Below are 16319 nucleotides of genomic sequence, written 5' to 3'. Positions count from 1 at the left end.
CGGGCGAACGGGTAGCCTCGCCGTCAGCCCAGCCACCGAACGGACGACACGCCCAGGGGGGACCTCGGTGAGTGACGCCTACGCCTCGCTGGCCGATGTCCTGGACCGACTCGGCGAGTTGACCGGCCGCCCCGGACGACTGCCGGAGACCCTCGACGTGGCCGGCCTCTCCTACCGCACCGGCATCCCCGTCGGCGTCGTCGTCGAACTGCTCTCCGGCGGCCGGGCCCCGGAGACCTGCCTGGCCCATCGCGTGCGCCAGCGGCTCGACTTCATCCGCGAGAGCCGGCGCCGCCCGGACGGCAAGCGGTACTCGCTGGACGAACTGGCCAGGATCGCCGGAACCAGCCGGCAGTGGCTGAGCGAGTGGCGCAAGAGCGGGATGCCGAGCCTGGAACACGCCGACCGGCTGCGCCGCTTCTTCGGCCTGCCCGCGGGCTTCTTCACGGCCGACGAGCCCGAGGCCCTGCACGAGGCGCTGCAACCGGTGCTGCAGGGCCTGGAGGCCGAGGCGGACCCGCTGCTGCGGCTGCGCGAGAGCGGGCTGGTACGGCTGGCCGCCCGGGCCCCGCAGATGAACGCCCGCCAGCTCGCCACCCTGGCCGACCTGGCCGAGATGATCATCGCGTCGGAGCGGGCGGAGGGCACCGGGCGTGCCTGAACCGACCGCCGGGGCCCCGAAGCGGGCCAGGCGCCCTCGGCCGGCGGCTGCCCCGAAGCACGCCAGGTCCCCGAGGCGCTTCCTCGACCGGCTCGTGCGCGACACCGTCCGCGGCCTCACCCCGCCGACCGCCCCGGAGGCCTTCCTGCACGCGCTGTGCGCCACGCTCAGCCCCCAGCTGGACCGCCCGGTCCGGCTGAAGTTCGTCGCCTTCCCGCCGGGTCTGGACGTCTCCGGGATCACCCTCGCACGGGACGAGGACTACATCGTCGTGGTCGAGGAACGGGCCCCGGACCCGCACAAGTTCGTCATCGCCGGCCACGAGATCGGCCACATCCACTACGGCACGCTGGACGTGCACTACCCGGCCGGGCTGCCCGCCGCCGCCCGCCGGCTGCTGTCCCGCGCCGAGGACGACGTCCCCTGGGACCGGGTGGCGGCCATGGCCACCCGCTCGCCCGCCGCCGCGGCGGCCGAGGCCGAGTGGGAGGCCGAGGAGTGCGGGCTGCGCCTCGCGGCGAAGTTCTCCAAGGTCGTCGGTCCGGGCGCGGCCGGCCGGATGACCCAGGACACCCTCACCGACCGGCTGTCGTCCTCCCTGGGCAACATCGGCGGGCCGTGATGCGCTGGGACATCGCCGGCTCCTTCGCCGCCTACGTGGTCCCGGCCGCCCTGCTCGCCGTGGCCTTCGTCATCAAGGTGCCGCTGCTGCGGCGGGCCTGGCAGGACCCGATCCTGCGGGCCACCGCGCTGCTGCTCGGCATCGGCGCGATCGTCTTCGCCTCGCTGCCGCCGGCCAACCTGCACCGCATCAACGTACTCGCCGGCATCCCCAACTTCGCCGGCCTGTGGGTGTACTCGCTGCTGACCGCGTACTGCGGCGCCTGCCTGTGGCTCATCATCACCTGGCGGGAGCCGCCGTCCGCCGTCCGCCGCCGGCGCACCCGGCTGGTCTGGGTGGCGTACACCGTCATCATCGTCGGCCTGTGGACGACGTTCCTGCTCGGCGACCACCACGTGGAACGCACCCGCGACCTCGACACCTACTACGCCGGCACCCCCTGGATGCGCGAGTTCGTGCTGCTCTACCTCGTCGCCCACCTGGTGTCCGCGCTGGTCGCGGCGGGCATGCTGTGGGCCTGGTTCCGGGAGATCGAGGACACCTGGCTGCGCCGGGCGGTGACCTTCCTCCAGGAGGCCTACGCGCTCGGGCTCATCTTCGACCTGGCCAAGCTCGCCGCGATCGGCGCCCGCTGGAGCGGCCGGGACTGGGACTGGCTGTCCACGCACGTCGCCCCGCCGTTCGCCATCGCCGAGGCGGTCCTGGTGGCCGTCGGCTTCATCGCCGGGCAGGCCGGGCCGTGGGCGGCGGAGCACCGGCGGCTGGTGCGCACCCACCGGCGCCTGAAGCCGCTGTGGCAGACCATGCTGACCGTCACCGCGCCGGCGGCGCCCGCGACCGGCCGGGTCAGCGGTGCCGCGCTCCGTCTGGAGCTGCGCCGGGCCGCCATCAACGACGGGCTGCTCAAGCTGGCCCCGCACCTGTGCGCGAACCGGCGGGAGCGGACGCGGCAGGCGGCGACCGCGGCGGGGTACCCGGAGTCCGCCGCCCGGGGCATCGCGGCCGCGGTGGACATCCTCGTCGCGGCCGACACGCTGCACGCGCCCGCGGACCGCGACCGTCCGCCGCCGGACGGGGACGCCGGGTTCGTCTCCGTCCCGGACAGCGAACTGGAGTCCGTCGCCCACGCCCTGCGGCACCACGCGGTGGCCGTCGAGAGGTTCCGCCGGCAGGCGGTCGCCATGGAAGGTCTCACCTCGCATGCCTGACATACCCACCGCCCGCCGAAGCGCGCTCGTCATCGGCGGCAGTACGGCCGGCATGCTCGCCGCGTCCGTGCTCGCCAGCCGCTTCCACGAGGTGACGATCGTGGAGGCCGACCGGCTGCCGGCGGGCCCCGAGCCGCGCAAGGGCCTGCCCCAGGCGCGGCACGCCCATCTGCTGTGGTCCGGCGGGGTCACCGCGCTGGAGCAGCTGCTGCCGGGCATCACCGGGGAGCTGACCGCGCAGGGCGCCGGCCTCATCGGCGTGATGCGCGACCTGGTCAGCAAGGCGCCGTCCGGGCAGTGGTTCCGGCGGTTCACCGACTCCCGGCACCACATGATCGTGTGCAGCCGGGACCTGCTGGACGCCGTGATCCGCGCCGACGTCCTCGCCCGGCGCCGGATCACACTGCGCGACGGGACCCGGGTGGCGGGCCTGGCCGGCGACCGCCACCGGGTGACCGGCGTCCGTGCGCCCGCGGCCGACGGCCGACTCACCACCCTGCACGCCGACTTGGTGATTGACGCCGGCGGGCGCGGCTCCCAGGCGGACAACTGGCTGCAGGCACTGGGCCACGCCCCGGTCGAGGAGCGGGTGGTCGACGCGGGCGTCACCTACGCCAGCCGGGTCTACGCGGCACCCGACGCCACGGCGACGCTGCGCTACCCGGTGGTCAACGTGCAGGCCGACCCGCGCGACGCGCCCGGCCGGGGCGGGGTCGTCGTACCGATCGAGGGCGACCGCTGGCTGGTCACGCTCTCCGGCACCCGGGGCGGCGAACCCACCGCCGACCCCGACGCGTTCGAGCACTTCGCGCTCACCGGCCTGAAGGACCCGGTGATCGGCCGGCTCCTCACCCAGGCCAAGCCGCTGACCGACCCGGTGATCACCCGCAGTACGGCCAACCGCCGCCGCTTCTACGAGAAGGCCGCGGCCTGGCCGGAGGGGTTCGCGGTCCTCGGTGACGCCGTCGCCGGCTACAACCCGGTCTACGGCCACGGCCTGTCCGTCGCCGCGCAGAGCGCCCTCGCCCTCGGCCGGACCCTCGACCGGTACGGCCCCACCGCCCCCGGCACCGCCCGCCGCGTGCAGCGCGCGGTGGCCCGGCCGGTCGGCAACGCGTGGAACCTCGCGGTCGGCCAGGACGCCTACTATCCCGGCGCCGCGCCCCAGCCGCCGACCTTCGTCGAACGCCTCCTCACCGCCTACGTCGACAAGGCCGTGGCCGCCGGCTCGGAGAACCCGCGCGCCCTGCGCGGACTGCTGGACGTGATGAGCCTGCGCACCCCGGCGGCCCGCCTGTTCGCCCCGGACATGCTGTGGAACGTCTGCTTCGGCCCCCGCAAGGGCCCGCTGACCGGTCCGCCACTGACGGAGACGGAGCGGGAGTCGGCGGGGCTGGAGTGAGGGGAGCGGGGGTGGCTGGGGCGGCTGGGGGGCTGAGAGTGGCCGGGGGGCTGAGGGTGGCCGGGGGCGGTTGGGGCAGTCGGGCTACACCGCCGTGTACGTCACCGGGTCGCTGCCCGGTACCGGTTCCGCCCGGCCCAGTTTCACCAGGCGGCGCAGATGGGACTCCGCCTCCGAGACCGCGATGTTGCGCGAGCCGTAGGGGATGTCGGTCCAGGGGCGGTTCCACTCCATGCGTTCGGCGAGCTGCCAGGGCGTGAGGGGCTCGGCGAGGAGGGCGAGGAGGCCGGCCAGGCGGCTCTCGTGGTGGTCGAGCAGGGCGCGGACACGCCCCGGCGCGTCGGCGAAGGCGTGCTGGTGGGCCGGGAGGACCTCGGCGGGGGAGAGCCGGCCGATCCGCTCCAGGGAGTCCAGGTAGTCCCCGAGGGGATCGGTGACCGTCGCGTCGTCGGGGTCCTCGTACAGGCCGATGTGCGGGGTGATCCCGGGCAGCAGGTGGTCCCCGCTGAACAGGCGCCCGTGGCCCGGGAGACGGGCCGGGTGCTCCTCCTCCAGGTGCAGGCAGACATGGCCCGGCGTGTGCCCCGGCGTCCAGACCGCGCGCAGCCGGCGGCCGGGCAGGTCGAGGAGTTCGCCGGGGACGATCTCCCGGTCGGGCAGGGCCGGGGAGAGACCGGGCAGGGTCCGCGCGCGGGGCGTCCGCAGCGGCGCCACGTGCGCCTCGGGCGCCCCGGCGGCCGTCAGCTTGGCCGCCATGTACGAGAACCACCGCTCCGGCCGGGTCTCCCGGGTCCGGCGCACGATCGCCGCGTCGGCCGCGTGCAGCGCCACCCAGGCACCGGAGGCCTCCCGTACCCGCGCCGAGAGGCCGTGGTGGTCCGGGTGGTGGTGGGTGATCACGACGCCGTACACCTCCCCGACCGCCGTACCGCAGGCCGCCAGCCCTGCTCTGAGCGCGTCCCAGGACCCCGGGTCGTCCCACCCGGTGTCGACCAGCACCGGCCCCCGGTCCGTGTCCACCACGTACACCAGCGTGTGCCCGAGGGGGTTGTCCGGAATGGGCACCCGGACGGACCGTACGCCCCCACCATGATCGAACGCCGACACCATCAGCCCTCCACCCTCCGCCCCCGCGACCCACTATAACTAGAACTGGTTTCAGTGGGCGCTCAAGTCGACCGAAGTGTAGGGGGGTTGGGATGACCTGCACTGATGTGTGCGCTACCTGTCGTCGCTTGTCGACGCTGGTCGGTGTCGGACGGCCCAGGGACGGCCCAGCCCACGGTGCGGTGCTTCTTGTTGCTGGCCTGGCGGAGTACCGAGTCAAGTCGGCACTTGTGCCATCCGGTGGCCTGGAGTGTCGGGAAACCCATGTCAACATCGAGCCGCAACCCCTAGGATTCCAACATGGCTGGACACAGCGACATCGTTCATTACAGAGGCCCCGACAACCGGATAGTCGAAATTAGTGATGGAAGCTCCTATGAATCCATCACCTGTGGACACTGCCGGGAAAAAGTTGTTGGCTGCGTAATCGCCGCTCACTACAAATTTTCCGCCACCAAGTGGATTAGATGCCCCTCCTGTGGCGCAGGGAGCGTTATTTACCAGGGAGCCCAATATCCCGGGCCAAAGATTGGTGGTGATGTCGCAGGGTTGCCGGAAGATGTGCATCGCGCCTACGAAGAAGCCAGGGCTTGCGCGTCAGTAAATGCCTTCACCGCAGCAGAGGTGATGTGTCGTAAGATCCTTATGCACGTTGCTGTGGATAAGGGAGCTGAAGAGAATAAGTCTTTCGCCTTCTATATTCAATATCTGAGCGACAATGGGTACGTCACGCCGCCCATGACGCCATGGGTGGATGCGATTCGGAAAAACGGCAACGTCGCAGTACACGAAATCCCCGCCACGGATGAGGGGCGAGCCGTCGGTACACTAATTTTCACTGAACAGCTTTTGCGGCTGGTGTACCTGATGGAACATCTCGCAGCCAAGTATGCCTCTTGATTTGTGGGTGATTGCGCTTGGCGTCAAGGCCTATCCTGCCTCCGATTGAACTTCAGGCACCTCCTAGTCGCTCCTTATTCTTCGTCGCGTGTAAGAGAGATTGGCGTGCAAGTAGAGATTGTGTCTGCACTCATCGGTGCCGCCGTGGCGCTGCCGGCCGCAGCTGCGGCTTACGCCGTTGGACGTCACCAGGCTGTGGCTACGATCTCCGCTGCCCACGCGCAAGTCGACGGCAGTCATAAGCAGTGGCGCGACGGGACACGGCGTTCGGCCTGGCTCGCCTTTATTCGTTCAGCGGATGAGCTGGACCGTGCGGCCGCCAGGTTGGCTAGAGGGACGGCGTCATATGACGCCGCGCTACACGACGCCATAGCGGACCTCGACATCAAGCTAGCAGACGTTGAGTTTGAGGGACCGGCGACAATCGCTGCCTGCGGTGAAAGACTTCGCAACGCCCTATTCGGGCAGCTGATTTTTTCAGCGACCTTGGGGTCATTTGTTGGCGTTCAGAAGCGTTTCGACGAAGCGCTTGCAAGGTCTCGACAGGAAGTGGCTATCGCAATATCAGGGGAGCCGCCGGTTGGGGCTCTGCGTGTTATAGAAGCGCATCAAACCCTGGAGAACCTTTCTAATGAGCGGCCCGCGATAGCCGCAACGCCACCGTCAAATGACATCATGGAACTTGCCATGATGGTTTTTTCCCCCTTCATTCAAAGCGGAGGTAGAGAGCATCGTGAATCCCTAACGATGATTGCTCAGGGGGTAGCCGCAATAGCCGCAAGCGCGATGACTGCCACTCCCGAGCTTTTCGTTCATGCGACACGAAAACTCCAAGAATGTCGAATATTCGATCAGCGGGAAGTGGGAGGGATCGTTTTCAATTACGCGTCAGGCGTGATCCCTTATTTTGAGGTGCACGTAGCACGAATGCGTGAGATCTCTTTAGCTCTACGCTCGGAATTCCTTCGGGAGTCGGATAAGCATTTGGATGCACCGTTGCCGGTAACACGTTGAACGTCGCCGCGCGTTGAGTCGGAGGTCGGCGGAGTCTTAATGACCGAGTCAAGCTGCTGTAGCGGCCGGTGTCCTGGCTGGCGGGCTGGTGGTGAAGGGGCGGTCGTCCCGCAGTAGGGCCCAGAGGACGTCGACGCGGCGGCGGGCGAGGGCGATGACGGCGGGTATGTGCTTGTGTCCTTGGGCTCGTTTCTTGAGGTAGTAGGTCCGGTTGGGGCCGTCGCGGATGATGCTGGTCTGCGCGGAGAGGTGGAAAACTCTGCGCAGGCGGCGGCTGTAGCGCTGGGGCCGGTGGAGGTTGCCGGTGCGGCGTCCGGAGTCTTTGGCGACGGGGACCAGGCCGGCGGCGGAGGCGAGGTGACCGGCGTCGGGGTAGGAAGCCAGATCACCCGCGGTGACAAGGAACTCGGCGCCGAGGATGGGGCCGATCCCCGGCATCGACTCGATGACGGTGGCTTGCGGGTGGGTGTGGAAGGCGTCGCTGATCTGCCGGTCGAGCTGCTTGAGCCGTTCGTCCAGGGCCAGCACTTGCGTGGCGAGGTCTGCGGTGATGCCTGCGGCCGTGTCCTGGCCGGGCAGTTGGATGTGCTGGGCGTGCGCTGCGGTGAGGGCGGTGGCGGCGACCGTTTCGGCGTGGCGCACGCCTCGTGCGGCGAGCCAGCGGGTCAGACGGGCCTGGCCGCAGCGGCGCAGGGTGGCGGGGGTCTGGTAGCCGGTGAGCAGGACCAGGGCGCCCTTGTGGTCGGCGTAGTCGAAGGCTGCTTCCAGGGCAGGACTGATGCCGGTGAGCACGTCGTGGAGACGGTTGAGAAGACGCACCCGGTCGGCGATCAGGTCGGAGCGGTGGGTCGTGAGCAGAGCCAGGTCAGCACCCAGGTTCGTGGGCGCCTCGACGGGGGCGAAGTCCCTCCTCAGGCGGGCTGTCTCGGCGATGATGTAGGCGTCGCGGGCATCGGTCTTGGCCTCGCCCCGGTAGGCGCCGGCCATGCGGTTGACCGTCCGGCCTGGTACGTAGACGACTCGTTGGCCGTGGTCGGCTAGCAGGGCCAGCAGCAAGGCGGGCGCGGTGCCGGTGAGGTCCACTGCCCAGCGGACCTCACGGGCCAGTGCAAGGATCTCGCTCAGGCCGGCGAGGATGGCGGCCTCGTCGTTGCCGACCTTTCGGCTCCAGACGGTGGTTCCGGTGTCGTCGATGGCGACCCACCAGTGGTGGGCCTTGCTGGCGTCGATACCGACCCATAAGCAGGGCACCTGTGTGGTCATGTGCGTCTCCTCGGCCTCGGACAGCGTGCCGTTCCGGTCCGAGGACACCCCGCCGTCAGCTCCGTAAACAGCGACCGATTCGCACATCTCAATCAGCGGCCCGGGCGTCCCGAAGAGCGGGGCGGCCACTCCACCGGAGCCACCGGGGGCTAGCGACTTTAGAGCCACACCCCACTCTTCCGGACCGCCAAACACCTTACGGAGCGGCTTTGGGCTGGAGCTGCTTTGGCGCGAGTGATCATGGCCCCGTAAGCTTCCGGCGCGTCGGGCAGTCTGTGGACCTGCCCGGTGAAGCACGACGTTGGGGCCATGATCTTCGAGGCTCGCGCCAAAGTGGCTGCCTAAAGCCGTGGAGCCGACCGCCCCAGCCACGACGTGTTCTGACCTCGGCTGGGCCGTCTTACCCTTACCCCGGCCTGGTCTTCGCCCCTTGTGGGCGCGGACGGGCGACGGCGCGCGGCCCCGGTGACGAAGGCAAGGAGGGGCGGCGCGACGGCGACCGGCCGGCGCCGCCGCGCTGTGCGCGGCACCTCCGATCTGTGATCGGACTGCTTGCAGTTCAGGAGGCCGGGGCAACGGCGAGCGAAGCGAGCCCTTGATGATGTAGAGAAAGTCTTACCGCGCTAGTGACCTGGCATCGAGGAATCGATCATGCAGCCCGGCTCTTCGGCTCCTCGCCGTGCTCCAAGTAAACCGGAGCAGAGCTTCCCCTCGCCTCGACAGCCGCCCTGATGCGTCGGGCCAGTCGTGGGATCGTCCGCTCGGCCAGCTGGTCCGCAGAGACAAAGGCAAAGCTCTTTAGCTCGTCCGGCTGGAGCTTGATGCTCGCCAACCGGTCCTGGCTGAGCTGGCCGCCGTCGAACAGGTACAGCACCTTGTCGCCCTCGGCCTCGTTCGGAGCCCAGTCGACCGCGAGCAGGCGTCCGATGGGCGGGGTGATTCCCAGCTCCTCCTGGACCTCGCGGATGGCGGCGTGCAGCGGGGACTCGCCGGTCTCGACGTACCCGCCGGGGATCTCCCAGTAGTCCTTGTAGGAGGGCTCCACCATGAGGACCCGCCCGGCGGCATCAAAGAAGAGCACACCCGCTGCCATACGCGGGTGCGCCATCTTCGCTTCGTGTGCATTCGGCGCCATGCAGCCGAGGGTACCCAGGTCAGACCACGCGCAGCCTGTCGGCCAGGTCCGCCAGGTTCCGGCTCGGCCGGCCGCGCTGCCCTCGAACCCAGGTGAGTACCAGCTCCCGCGCCAGGTAGTGGCTCCGCACCTGCTCCGGTGCCCAGCTCTCTGCTTCGAGGACCTTGGCGAGCGCGTCGTCCATCCGGTTGTGGGCGCTGAGGGCCCGGGCTACTTCGAGGTTGTGCCGTGTACGGCGTTCCGTCGGCAGTCCTGTCGTATCGATCTGCGGGCCGAGGTCGACCGCTACCTGTATGTCACCCAGCTCGGCCGCCGTGGCCACCCGGTGAATGGCGACGTTCGTCGGCCCGAAGGCGGTCCAGACGTGATTGGCGTCGGTGCCGAGTCGGTCGGCGGCCGTTGCGGTCGCGGTGGGTGCCGATCTCCGCAGAAGTGTTGCGCGGGACTTGCGCCAGTTCCGGGTCGGCCGTGATGAGCGCAGCTCCAGATCGATCCCCACGCTTCATGATGAACCCGTTGTGCTGCTGCACAGCCACAACTGATCTTCAGCCGTGGTGACCTGCGGCCACCTATCCGATCAACGCTCTGATCCGCCGTCGAGCGGTGGGGAGTTTCGACGTTGGCAACATTGAGCGCCCTTCCACGGCCCGAGGACGGCCCGGGAGGGCGTTCGTCCATGAGCACGATCGGGGGATCCTCGCCGCCGCGGTACGCGCTACAGGAAGCCCGCTCCCGATGCTGGAAACGGGCTTCCAGGCGGGGACCTCCTGGCCCTCTCGATGCGAACTATGGGGGGCATGGTTGCTGAGGTCTGCCAGACAGGCGGACCGGCTCCTAGCGCACGTTGACGGGTATCTCGGGCCGCCGCGGTTGCTGTACTCCGTTGCTGTACAGCCAGGCTGTCGACCACCGCCTGAGGAGGTCGACCCGAAGGGCTGCCTGAGTTGGGTGCGCCCAGGAGGCTGAGTGTCGCGTCTACCTGCTGGGGAACTTCGACCCGAAGCAACTCGGCTGGGCGGTTGCGTTATCCGGCCGCCACCCGGCTGGGGTTGACCTGCATCTGGATACATTCATAGTCGTGCCGCAAGTACATGGGAGGCAGGACCTCCAGGACCTCGTACTTGCTCATGTCTGGTGCTTCCATGACCACTGGGAGCCCTGCGGAGCTGTCGTCGCGGACAGATTGCAGCTGCTGAATAACCTCGTCGAGTGTCATCACGGCCACCCTTTCAGAGCCTTGTCCCCGCCATGGTTGCCGGTTTCAAAGCACAGCGCCTGCCGGATTGCGCCGAGTGTGTGATCGTTCCGTCTCGATCCTCCGGTTGCCGCCTTCCGAACGGGGCGCCTCTGCCGGCCAGCAGACAGGGCACGCGGTCGGTGTAGCGACTGTGGCCGGGAGCTGCTTCGGCGCGAGTGATCATGGCCCCGTAAGCTTCCGGCGCGTCGGGCAGTCTGTGGACCTGCCCCGTAAAGCACGACGTTGGGGCCATGATCTTCGAGTCTCACGCAAAGTGGCTGGCTAAAGTCGCGGAGCCGACCGCCCCAGCCACAGCGAGTGTTCTCCTCTTGTGGCTGCGCCCGTTGTCCGGGCGGTGGCACCAAGTGTCTTTGACCTGCACCGGCCGGGATCACCGTTCGCCGCCGTGCCCGTGTTGGAATGTGGCCGCTGCCGTGCGGCCGGTGGCGAAGACAAGTGAGGCGGCGCGGCCCTCGGGCCTTGATCCGGCCTAGCGGAAGTAGGCAACCGGGTGGAAAGGGGTGCGCGGTGGTCCCGGATGCGGAGCGTTGAGCCCCTCTCCTCCTTGCCGAGGCGGTGTCAGTGTGCGGTGCGTGGTGTCCGTGCGCTCGCGTGGGGTGCCTGGGCGGTGGTGATCTGGTTGAAGGTGTTGGAGTAGGCGTAGCCGGTGGGCTTGTCGTACCCGTCGACCTCCCAGAAGGACAGCTCCTGGACTCCGTTGGAGGCGGCGAAGTTCTCCAGCGTGGCGGCGTCGGCCTGGGAGAAGACTTCGTCGTCGTCGTTCTTGCCGGCGATCGGCGTCAGGCCCATCATCTGGTACGCCTGCGAGGTGGAAACGCCGTAGATATCGGCGAGTTGGCGGGCGGTTGCCTCTGCGGCCGATTCCGCGTCGGCGAGCGGGTTGTGTCCGTCGCCGAAGTCCATGGTCATGAGGTTGACGGTGCTGACGTTGACACCGTTGTCCTTGGCGTCCTGGAGGAGTTGGGTCTGTGCGGAGGGCAGGCCGTCGGGGGCGACCGCGAGCGTGTAGTCCACCTGTACCGAGGGGTTCTGTGCCTGAAGCGCGGCGAGCGCCTGGTTGCGGCGGGTGTTGGCTGCGGTGTCGTCGAGGGTCGCGCCTTCGATGTCGAAGTCAAGCCGGGTGACGCCGTAGGTGTTGACGATGTCGGCGTAGGCGGCGGTCAGGTCGGAGACGGAGGTGCAGGTCTGGGCGAGTTCGCCACCGGCGGCTCCGCCGAAGGAGATGATGACGTCTCCACCGTTGGCCTTGAGCGCGTTGATTTCCGAACTGAAGGCGCCGACGGGGTCACCGTTGAACTCCCATTTGGCAGTACAGCCGTTCTGGGGGATGAGGAATGCCAGCGTGTAGTGCTTCAGACCGGTGGTGGCCATGTCGTCGGCCATGTCACCGACTGTGCCGGGACCGATCTGGAGGTAGGGGGCCGCGAAGTGCGCGGGCCACGTCGACGTCGCCGCGGCGGCGTTGGCCGGCTGTCCGTTGCCGACCAGCATGGCGGTGGCGGTGAGCGGCAGAAGCGCGGCGAGAGCGGTCCTGGGGATGCGAGTGTTCATGGTTGCCTTGTCGCACTGGGAATTGAAGGGAATGGATCGCCGTCCGCGCCGGCCAGGGTCTGGGAGGGGCGGCGTGCTCCGGCACGGTGTGCCCGACCTGGTGCGCGGATGCGAGGGCATGTACGTGCGTCGGCCGCCGGAAGGGACCGAACGCCGACGAGCCGGGCCGCTCAGGGGCGGCTCAGTGGTGGACGACCGTGCACTGTCCGTCGGAGAACATCGGGGTGGTGTCGACCGGCAGGCCGGGGTCAGGGTCGACGATGATGCCGGAGTCCTGGGTGACCGAACCTTCGCAGTTGCCGAGGGCCGGCTCCGGCTGCGTGCCGGCGGGGCCCATCCACAGATCGACGTGGTACACGCCGTTCTTCCAGTCCGAACTGCACTCCGCACAGCCGTCCTCCATGATGAAGTACTTCTGGAGGTACGGGACGTAGATGCGCGTGCCGGGCGCGAATTCGCCGGGGTCGGTGGCGAAGGTGGCGGGGTGGTCGTATGTACCCAGGTCTTCGGTCGCCTCGTCGTGTATCTGGGGATAGGCGATCTGCGCGGTGCCGTAGTTGCCATTGCCGTCGTCGTTGTCGTTGTAGCCGTAGGACGTCACATGGACGTTGATGCTCCGGCTGTCCGACGGCCGCATTTCGTGACTGCCCGAACGCTGGACGACGGCGGAGACGGCGTGTGCTGAGGCAACAGGGGCGGCGAGGGCCGTGGCGAGTGTCGCCGCCGTGACGGCGACTGATAACTTCGGATGTGAGCGCATAAGAGTCCTTTCGACGGGCCGTTCAGGATGAAACGGGTCGGCTGCGGAAGCCGCCGTACCGTTGTACAGCAGATTACTTTCGGTAACAGTTATGGCCCGTATGGAAGTTGGGTTTCTAAGGCTTCATTACACGTCGCTTAAGGCAGAGATATGGCGATGGAGGGCGGAGAGGGTTTCTTCGCAAGGCCTCCGCTGGGGTTCGCCGAGATCGGCTACCGCGACCCGGCCGATCCACGTGCTTCCGTCGTGTCACAGGACGTCGGGCCACCTCGTCTCAGGGGTGTAGCCACTGACGACCACAGAGGAGCACACCATGGACGCGCGACTGGACTACTTCGCCAGCCCGAGCGCAGGCAGGGTCCTGAAGCACTTCATGTCGGCGGGCAAGGCGCTCAAGGACTCGCCGCTGCCGGCCGCGACGCAGGAGCTGGTGGCGCTGCGCGTGAGCCAGATCAACGGCTGCGCCGCCTGCATCGACATGCACACCAAGGAGGCCGCCGCTGCCGGCGAGACCCCGGTGCGGCTGAACCTGGTCGCGGCGTGGCGGGAGGCCACGGTCTTCACCGAGGCCGAGCGTGCCGCGCTGGAGCTGGCGGAGGAAGGGACCCGGGTCGCGGATGCGGCCGGGGGCGTCAGTGACGCGGTGTGGGCGTACGCCGCCAAGCACTACGACGAGGAGCAGCTCTCCGCCCTCGTGGTCCTGGTCTCCTTCATGAACGCGGCGAACCGGCTGAACATCATCACCCGGCAGCCGGCCGGCCACTACGAGCCCGGACAGTTCCACTGAACGGCATCGGCGACCGGCCCGGGGTCCGGCTGCGGGCCCCGGGCTCGGTGGCGCCGGCGTGGCCACCGGTGGCCCAGGTGATCACAGAAGATGTCTGCGCCGGCGAGTGCGGCCGGCGGGGAACGTGGGGAGGGGTTTCGTCGTGACCAAGGTCGAGGAGTTCGAGGAGCTGCGGCCGCTGCTGTTCTCGATCGCCTACCGCATTCTGGGCAGCGTGGGTGAGGCCGAGGACGCGGTGCAGGAAACGTGGCTGCGCTTCGACGGTTCGGCGACCCGGGTCGCGTCGGCCAAGGCGTTTCTGTCGGCCACGGTGACGCGGATCTCGATCGACGTGCTGCGCTCCGCGCGGGTGAGGCGGGAGGAGTACGTGGGCCCTTGGTTCCCCGAGCCGCTGCTCAGCGATCCGTATCAGGATCCGGCGCGTTCGGCGGAGCTGGCCGACTCGGTGTCGATGGCGGCGCTGCTGCTCCTGGAGCGGCTCAGCCCGCTGGAGCGGTCGGTGTTCGTCCTGCGAGAGGTGTTCGGCTTCGGGTTCGACGAGGTCGCCGCGGCGGTGGGGCGGTCGGAGGCGGCGTGCCGGCAGCTGCTGGTACGGGCCCGGCGGCACATGCAGGCCGGACGGCCACGGTTCGAAGCGGACCGTCGGGAGCGGCAGGAGCTGGCGAAGCGGTTCTTCGACGCGCTGAAGAACGGTGACGTCGGCGGCCTGCGGAATCTGCTGGCCGCCGACGTCCAGCTGGTCGGGGACGGCGGCGGCAAGGCCCCGCAGCTCGCCAGGGCCGTCAGCGGAACCGAGAACGTGGCCCGGCTGCTCGCCTCCGTCTTCCCCCTGTTGGCCCGGATCGACGTGACGTTCGCGCCGCAGGAGATCAACGGGCAGCCCGGCGCGATCTTCCGCGACCGGGACGGCAAGGTGCTCCACATCCTGGCCCTGGAGGTGCTCGACGGGCGGATCCAGACCATTCGCTCCGTGATCAATCCCGACAAGCTCGGCCACCTCGGGCCGGTCGCCGACGCCTGGGCCATCGACCGTGAGGTGAAGCAGGCCCGCGGGCGGACGAAGTGACCTGCCGGGCCGCGGAGTGATCTTCTGATGAACCGCCATGTCCGTGGACTACTTCAACTGGAACTGGTATCAGTTCTGACACGCCGTCAGAATCGGCGGATGCGGTGCGGTGCGGCGGGAGGCAGTCGGCCATGACCGAGCTCGTGGAACACGGACAGCTGTTCATCGGCGGGGAGTTGACCGACCCGCTGGGCCGGGACGTGATCGAGGTGATCTCCCCGCACACCGAGGAGGTCGTCGGCCGGGTGCCGCACGCGTCGCGGGCGGACGTCGACCGGGCCGTGGCCGTCGCGCGCCGTGCCTTCGACGAAGGGCCCTGGTCCCGGGCCGCGCTGGAGGAGCGGATCGCGGTCGTCACCCGCATCAAGGACGGCATCGCCGCCCGGCACGAGGAGATCGCCCGGGTGATCTCCTCGGAGAACGGCTCCCCCTACTCCTGGAGCGTCCTCGCCCAGGCGCTCGGCGCGATGATGGTGTGGGACGCGGCGATCCGGGTCGCCCGGGACTTCGCCCACGAGGAACGCAGGGACGGCGTGCTGGGTCCGATCCTGGTCCGGCGGGAACCGGTGGGCGTGGTCGCCGCCGTCGTGCCCTGGAACGTCCCGCAGTTCGTCGCCGCCGCCAAGCTGGCGCCCGCGCTGCTGGCCGGCTGCACGGTCGTCCTCAAGCCGTCCCCGGAGTCCCCGCTGGACGCCTACCTCCTCGGCGAGATCGCGCGCGACGCCGGCCTCCCCGAGGGCGTGCTGTCCATCCTCCCCGCCGACCGCGAGGTCAGCGAGTACCTGGTCGGCCACCCCGGCGTCGACAAGGTCTCCTTCACCGGCTCGGTCGCGGCCGGCAAGCGCGTGATGGAGGTCGCCGCCCGCCATCTCACCCGGGTGACGCTGGAGCTGGGCGGGAAGTCGGCGGCGCTGGTGCTGCCGGACGCGGACCTGGAGGCGGCCGTCTCCGGGATCGTCCCGGCGGCGTGGATGAACAACGGGCAGGCCTGCGTGGCGCAGACCCGCATCCTCGTCCCGCGCGCCCGCTACGACGAGTTCGCCGACGCCTTCGCACAGGCGGCGCGCGCCCTCGTCGTCGGGGATCCGCTCGACCCGGCCACCCAGGTCGGCCCGCTGGTCGCCCGGCGCCAGCAGCAGCGGAACCTGGACTACATCCGCATCGGCCAGGAGGAGGGTGCCAAGATCCTCACCGGCGGCGGCCGTCCGGACGGTCTGGAGCGCGGCTGGTACGTCGAACCCACCCTCTTCGGCGACGTCGACAACTCCATGCGCATCGCCCGCGAGGAGATCTTCGGCCCGGTCATCTGCCTGCTGCCGTACGGCGACGAGGCCGAGGCCGTGAAGATCGCCAACGACTCCGACTACGGCCTCTCGGGCAGCGTGTGGACGGCGGACACCGAGCACGGTGTCGACATCGCCCGGCAGGTCCGCACCGGCACCTACTCCGTCAACACCTTCAGCCTCGACATGCTCGGCCCGTTCGGCGGCTACAAGAACTCGGGCCTGGGGCGGGAGTTCGGCCCGGAGGGGTACGGCGCCTACCTGGAGCACAAGATGATCCACCTCCCGGCGGGGGCGTAGCC

General features: G+C 69.1%; 15 protein-coding genes. 9 read left to right on the top strand and 6 right to left on the bottom strand.

The genetic code is table 11. The features are described 5' to 3' along the window. Window positions 1-67 precede the first annotated feature (67 nt). The 4 genes from S1361_RS12935 to S1361_RS12920 all read left to right on the top strand — a co-directional run bounded on the left by S1361_RS12935 (window position 68) and on the right by S1361_RS12920 (window position 3893). Window positions 68-661, top strand: coding sequence for a helix-turn-helix domain-containing protein (locus tag S1361_RS12935; protein WP_208032005.1), 594 nt, complete (start codon window positions 68-70; stop codon window positions 659-661). Between the two features lie 94 nt (window positions 662-755). After that, a complete protein-coding gene (locus S1361_RS12930; RefSeq protein WP_208032004.1) occupies window positions 756-1283 on the top strand; it encodes a hypothetical protein in 528 nt (175 codons plus the stop codon). Beyond that, window positions 1283-2491, top strand: a complete 1209-nt coding sequence (locus S1361_RS12925; protein ID WP_208036573.1) for an MAB_1171c family putative transporter — start codon at window positions 1283-1285, stop codon at window positions 2489-2491. The genes S1361_RS12930 and S1361_RS12925 overlap by 1 nt, the downstream gene beginning before the upstream one ends. Then, window positions 2484-3893 (top strand): FAD-dependent monooxygenase, encoded by a 1410-nt coding sequence (locus S1361_RS12920; RefSeq protein ID WP_208032003.1) that lies wholly within the window; start codon window positions 2484-2486, stop codon window positions 3891-3893. Before S1361_RS12925 ends, S1361_RS12920 begins: the two co-directional genes overlap by 8 nt. Window positions 3894-3977: 84 nt before the next feature. On the opposite strand, the gene S1361_RS12915 is transcribed toward S1361_RS12920, so the two are convergent. After that, a complete protein-coding gene (locus S1361_RS12915; protein ID WP_208032002.1) occupies window positions 3978-5003 on the bottom strand; it encodes a Strvi_7410 family MBL fold metallo-hydrolase in 1026 nt (341 codons plus the stop codon). Window positions 5004-5300: 297 nt separating this feature from the next. Here S1361_RS12915 and S1361_RS12910 point away from each other — a divergent pair, with 297 nt between their 5' ends. Beyond that, window positions 5301-5900 carry a DUF4145 domain-containing protein gene (locus S1361_RS12910; RefSeq protein WP_208032001.1) on the top strand — a complete coding sequence of 200 codons (600 nt, stop codon included), beginning with the start codon at window positions 5301-5303 and terminating at the stop codon, window positions 5898-5900. A gap of 105 nt (window positions 5901-6005) precedes the next feature. Further along, window positions 6006-6914 carry a hypothetical protein gene (locus S1361_RS12905; RefSeq protein WP_208032000.1) on the top strand — a complete coding sequence of 303 codons (909 nt, stop codon included), beginning with the start codon at window positions 6006-6008 and terminating at the stop codon, window positions 6912-6914. Between the two features lie 48 nt (window positions 6915-6962). Here S1361_RS12905 and S1361_RS12900 read toward each other — a convergent pair whose 3' ends face one another. The 5 genes from S1361_RS12900 to S1361_RS12880 all read right to left on the bottom strand — a co-directional run bounded on the left by S1361_RS12900 (window position 6963) and on the right by S1361_RS12880 (window position 12758). Further along, complete coding sequence (locus S1361_RS12900) at window positions 6963-8177, bottom strand: IS110 family RNA-guided transposase (RefSeq protein WP_208031999.1); 1215 nt, start codon at window positions 8175-8177, stop codon at window positions 6963-6965. Window positions 8178-8826: 649 nt separating this feature from the next. Next, the gene (locus tag S1361_RS12895; protein ID WP_208031998.1) at window positions 8827-9312 is read right to left on the bottom strand and encodes an NUDIX domain-containing protein; all 486 of its coding nucleotides are present in this window, start codon (window positions 9310-9312) and stop codon (window positions 8827-8829) included. Between the two features lie 19 nt (window positions 9313-9331). Further along, window positions 9332-9811: a hypothetical protein gene (locus tag S1361_RS12890; protein ID WP_243769161.1), complete on the bottom strand. Its 480-nt coding sequence runs from the start codon at window positions 9809-9811 to the stop codon at window positions 9332-9334. Window positions 9812-11128: 1317 nt separating this feature from the next. Next, on the bottom strand, window positions 11129-12121 hold the full coding sequence (locus tag S1361_RS12885; RefSeq protein WP_208031997.1) for a chitinase: 993 nt from the start codon (window positions 12119-12121) through the stop codon (window positions 11129-11131). Window positions 12122-12302: 181 nt separating this feature from the next. Further along, complete coding sequence (locus tag S1361_RS12880) at window positions 12303-12758, bottom strand: hypothetical protein (protein ID WP_208031996.1); 456 nt, start codon at window positions 12756-12758, stop codon at window positions 12303-12305. Window positions 12759-13194: 436 nt separating this feature from the next. Here S1361_RS12880 and S1361_RS12875 point away from each other — a divergent pair, with 436 nt between their 5' ends. The 3 genes from S1361_RS12875 (at window position 13195) to S1361_RS12865 (ending at window position 16317) form a co-directional block, all read left to right on the top strand. Next, window positions 13195-13668, top strand: a complete 474-nt coding sequence (locus S1361_RS12875) for a carboxymuconolactone decarboxylase family protein (protein ID WP_208031995.1) — start codon at window positions 13195-13197, stop codon at window positions 13666-13668. Between the two features lie 142 nt (window positions 13669-13810). Further along, a complete protein-coding gene (locus tag S1361_RS12870) occupies window positions 13811-14734 on the top strand; it encodes an RNA polymerase sigma-70 factor (protein ID WP_208031994.1) in 924 nt (307 codons plus the stop codon). 131 nt (window positions 14735-14865) lie between these two features. Then, window positions 14866-16317: an aldehyde dehydrogenase gene (locus S1361_RS12865; RefSeq protein WP_208031993.1), complete on the top strand. Its 1452-nt coding sequence runs from the start codon at window positions 14866-14868 to the stop codon at window positions 16315-16317. Window positions 16318-16319: the final 2 nt, after the last annotated feature.

Source organism: Streptomyces cyanogenus, assembly GCF_017526105.1.
Lineage (GTDB): Bacteria > Actinomycetota > Actinomycetes > Streptomycetales > Streptomycetaceae > Streptomyces > Streptomyces cyanogenus.
This window is presented reverse-complemented; position numbering and strand designations above follow the sequence as displayed.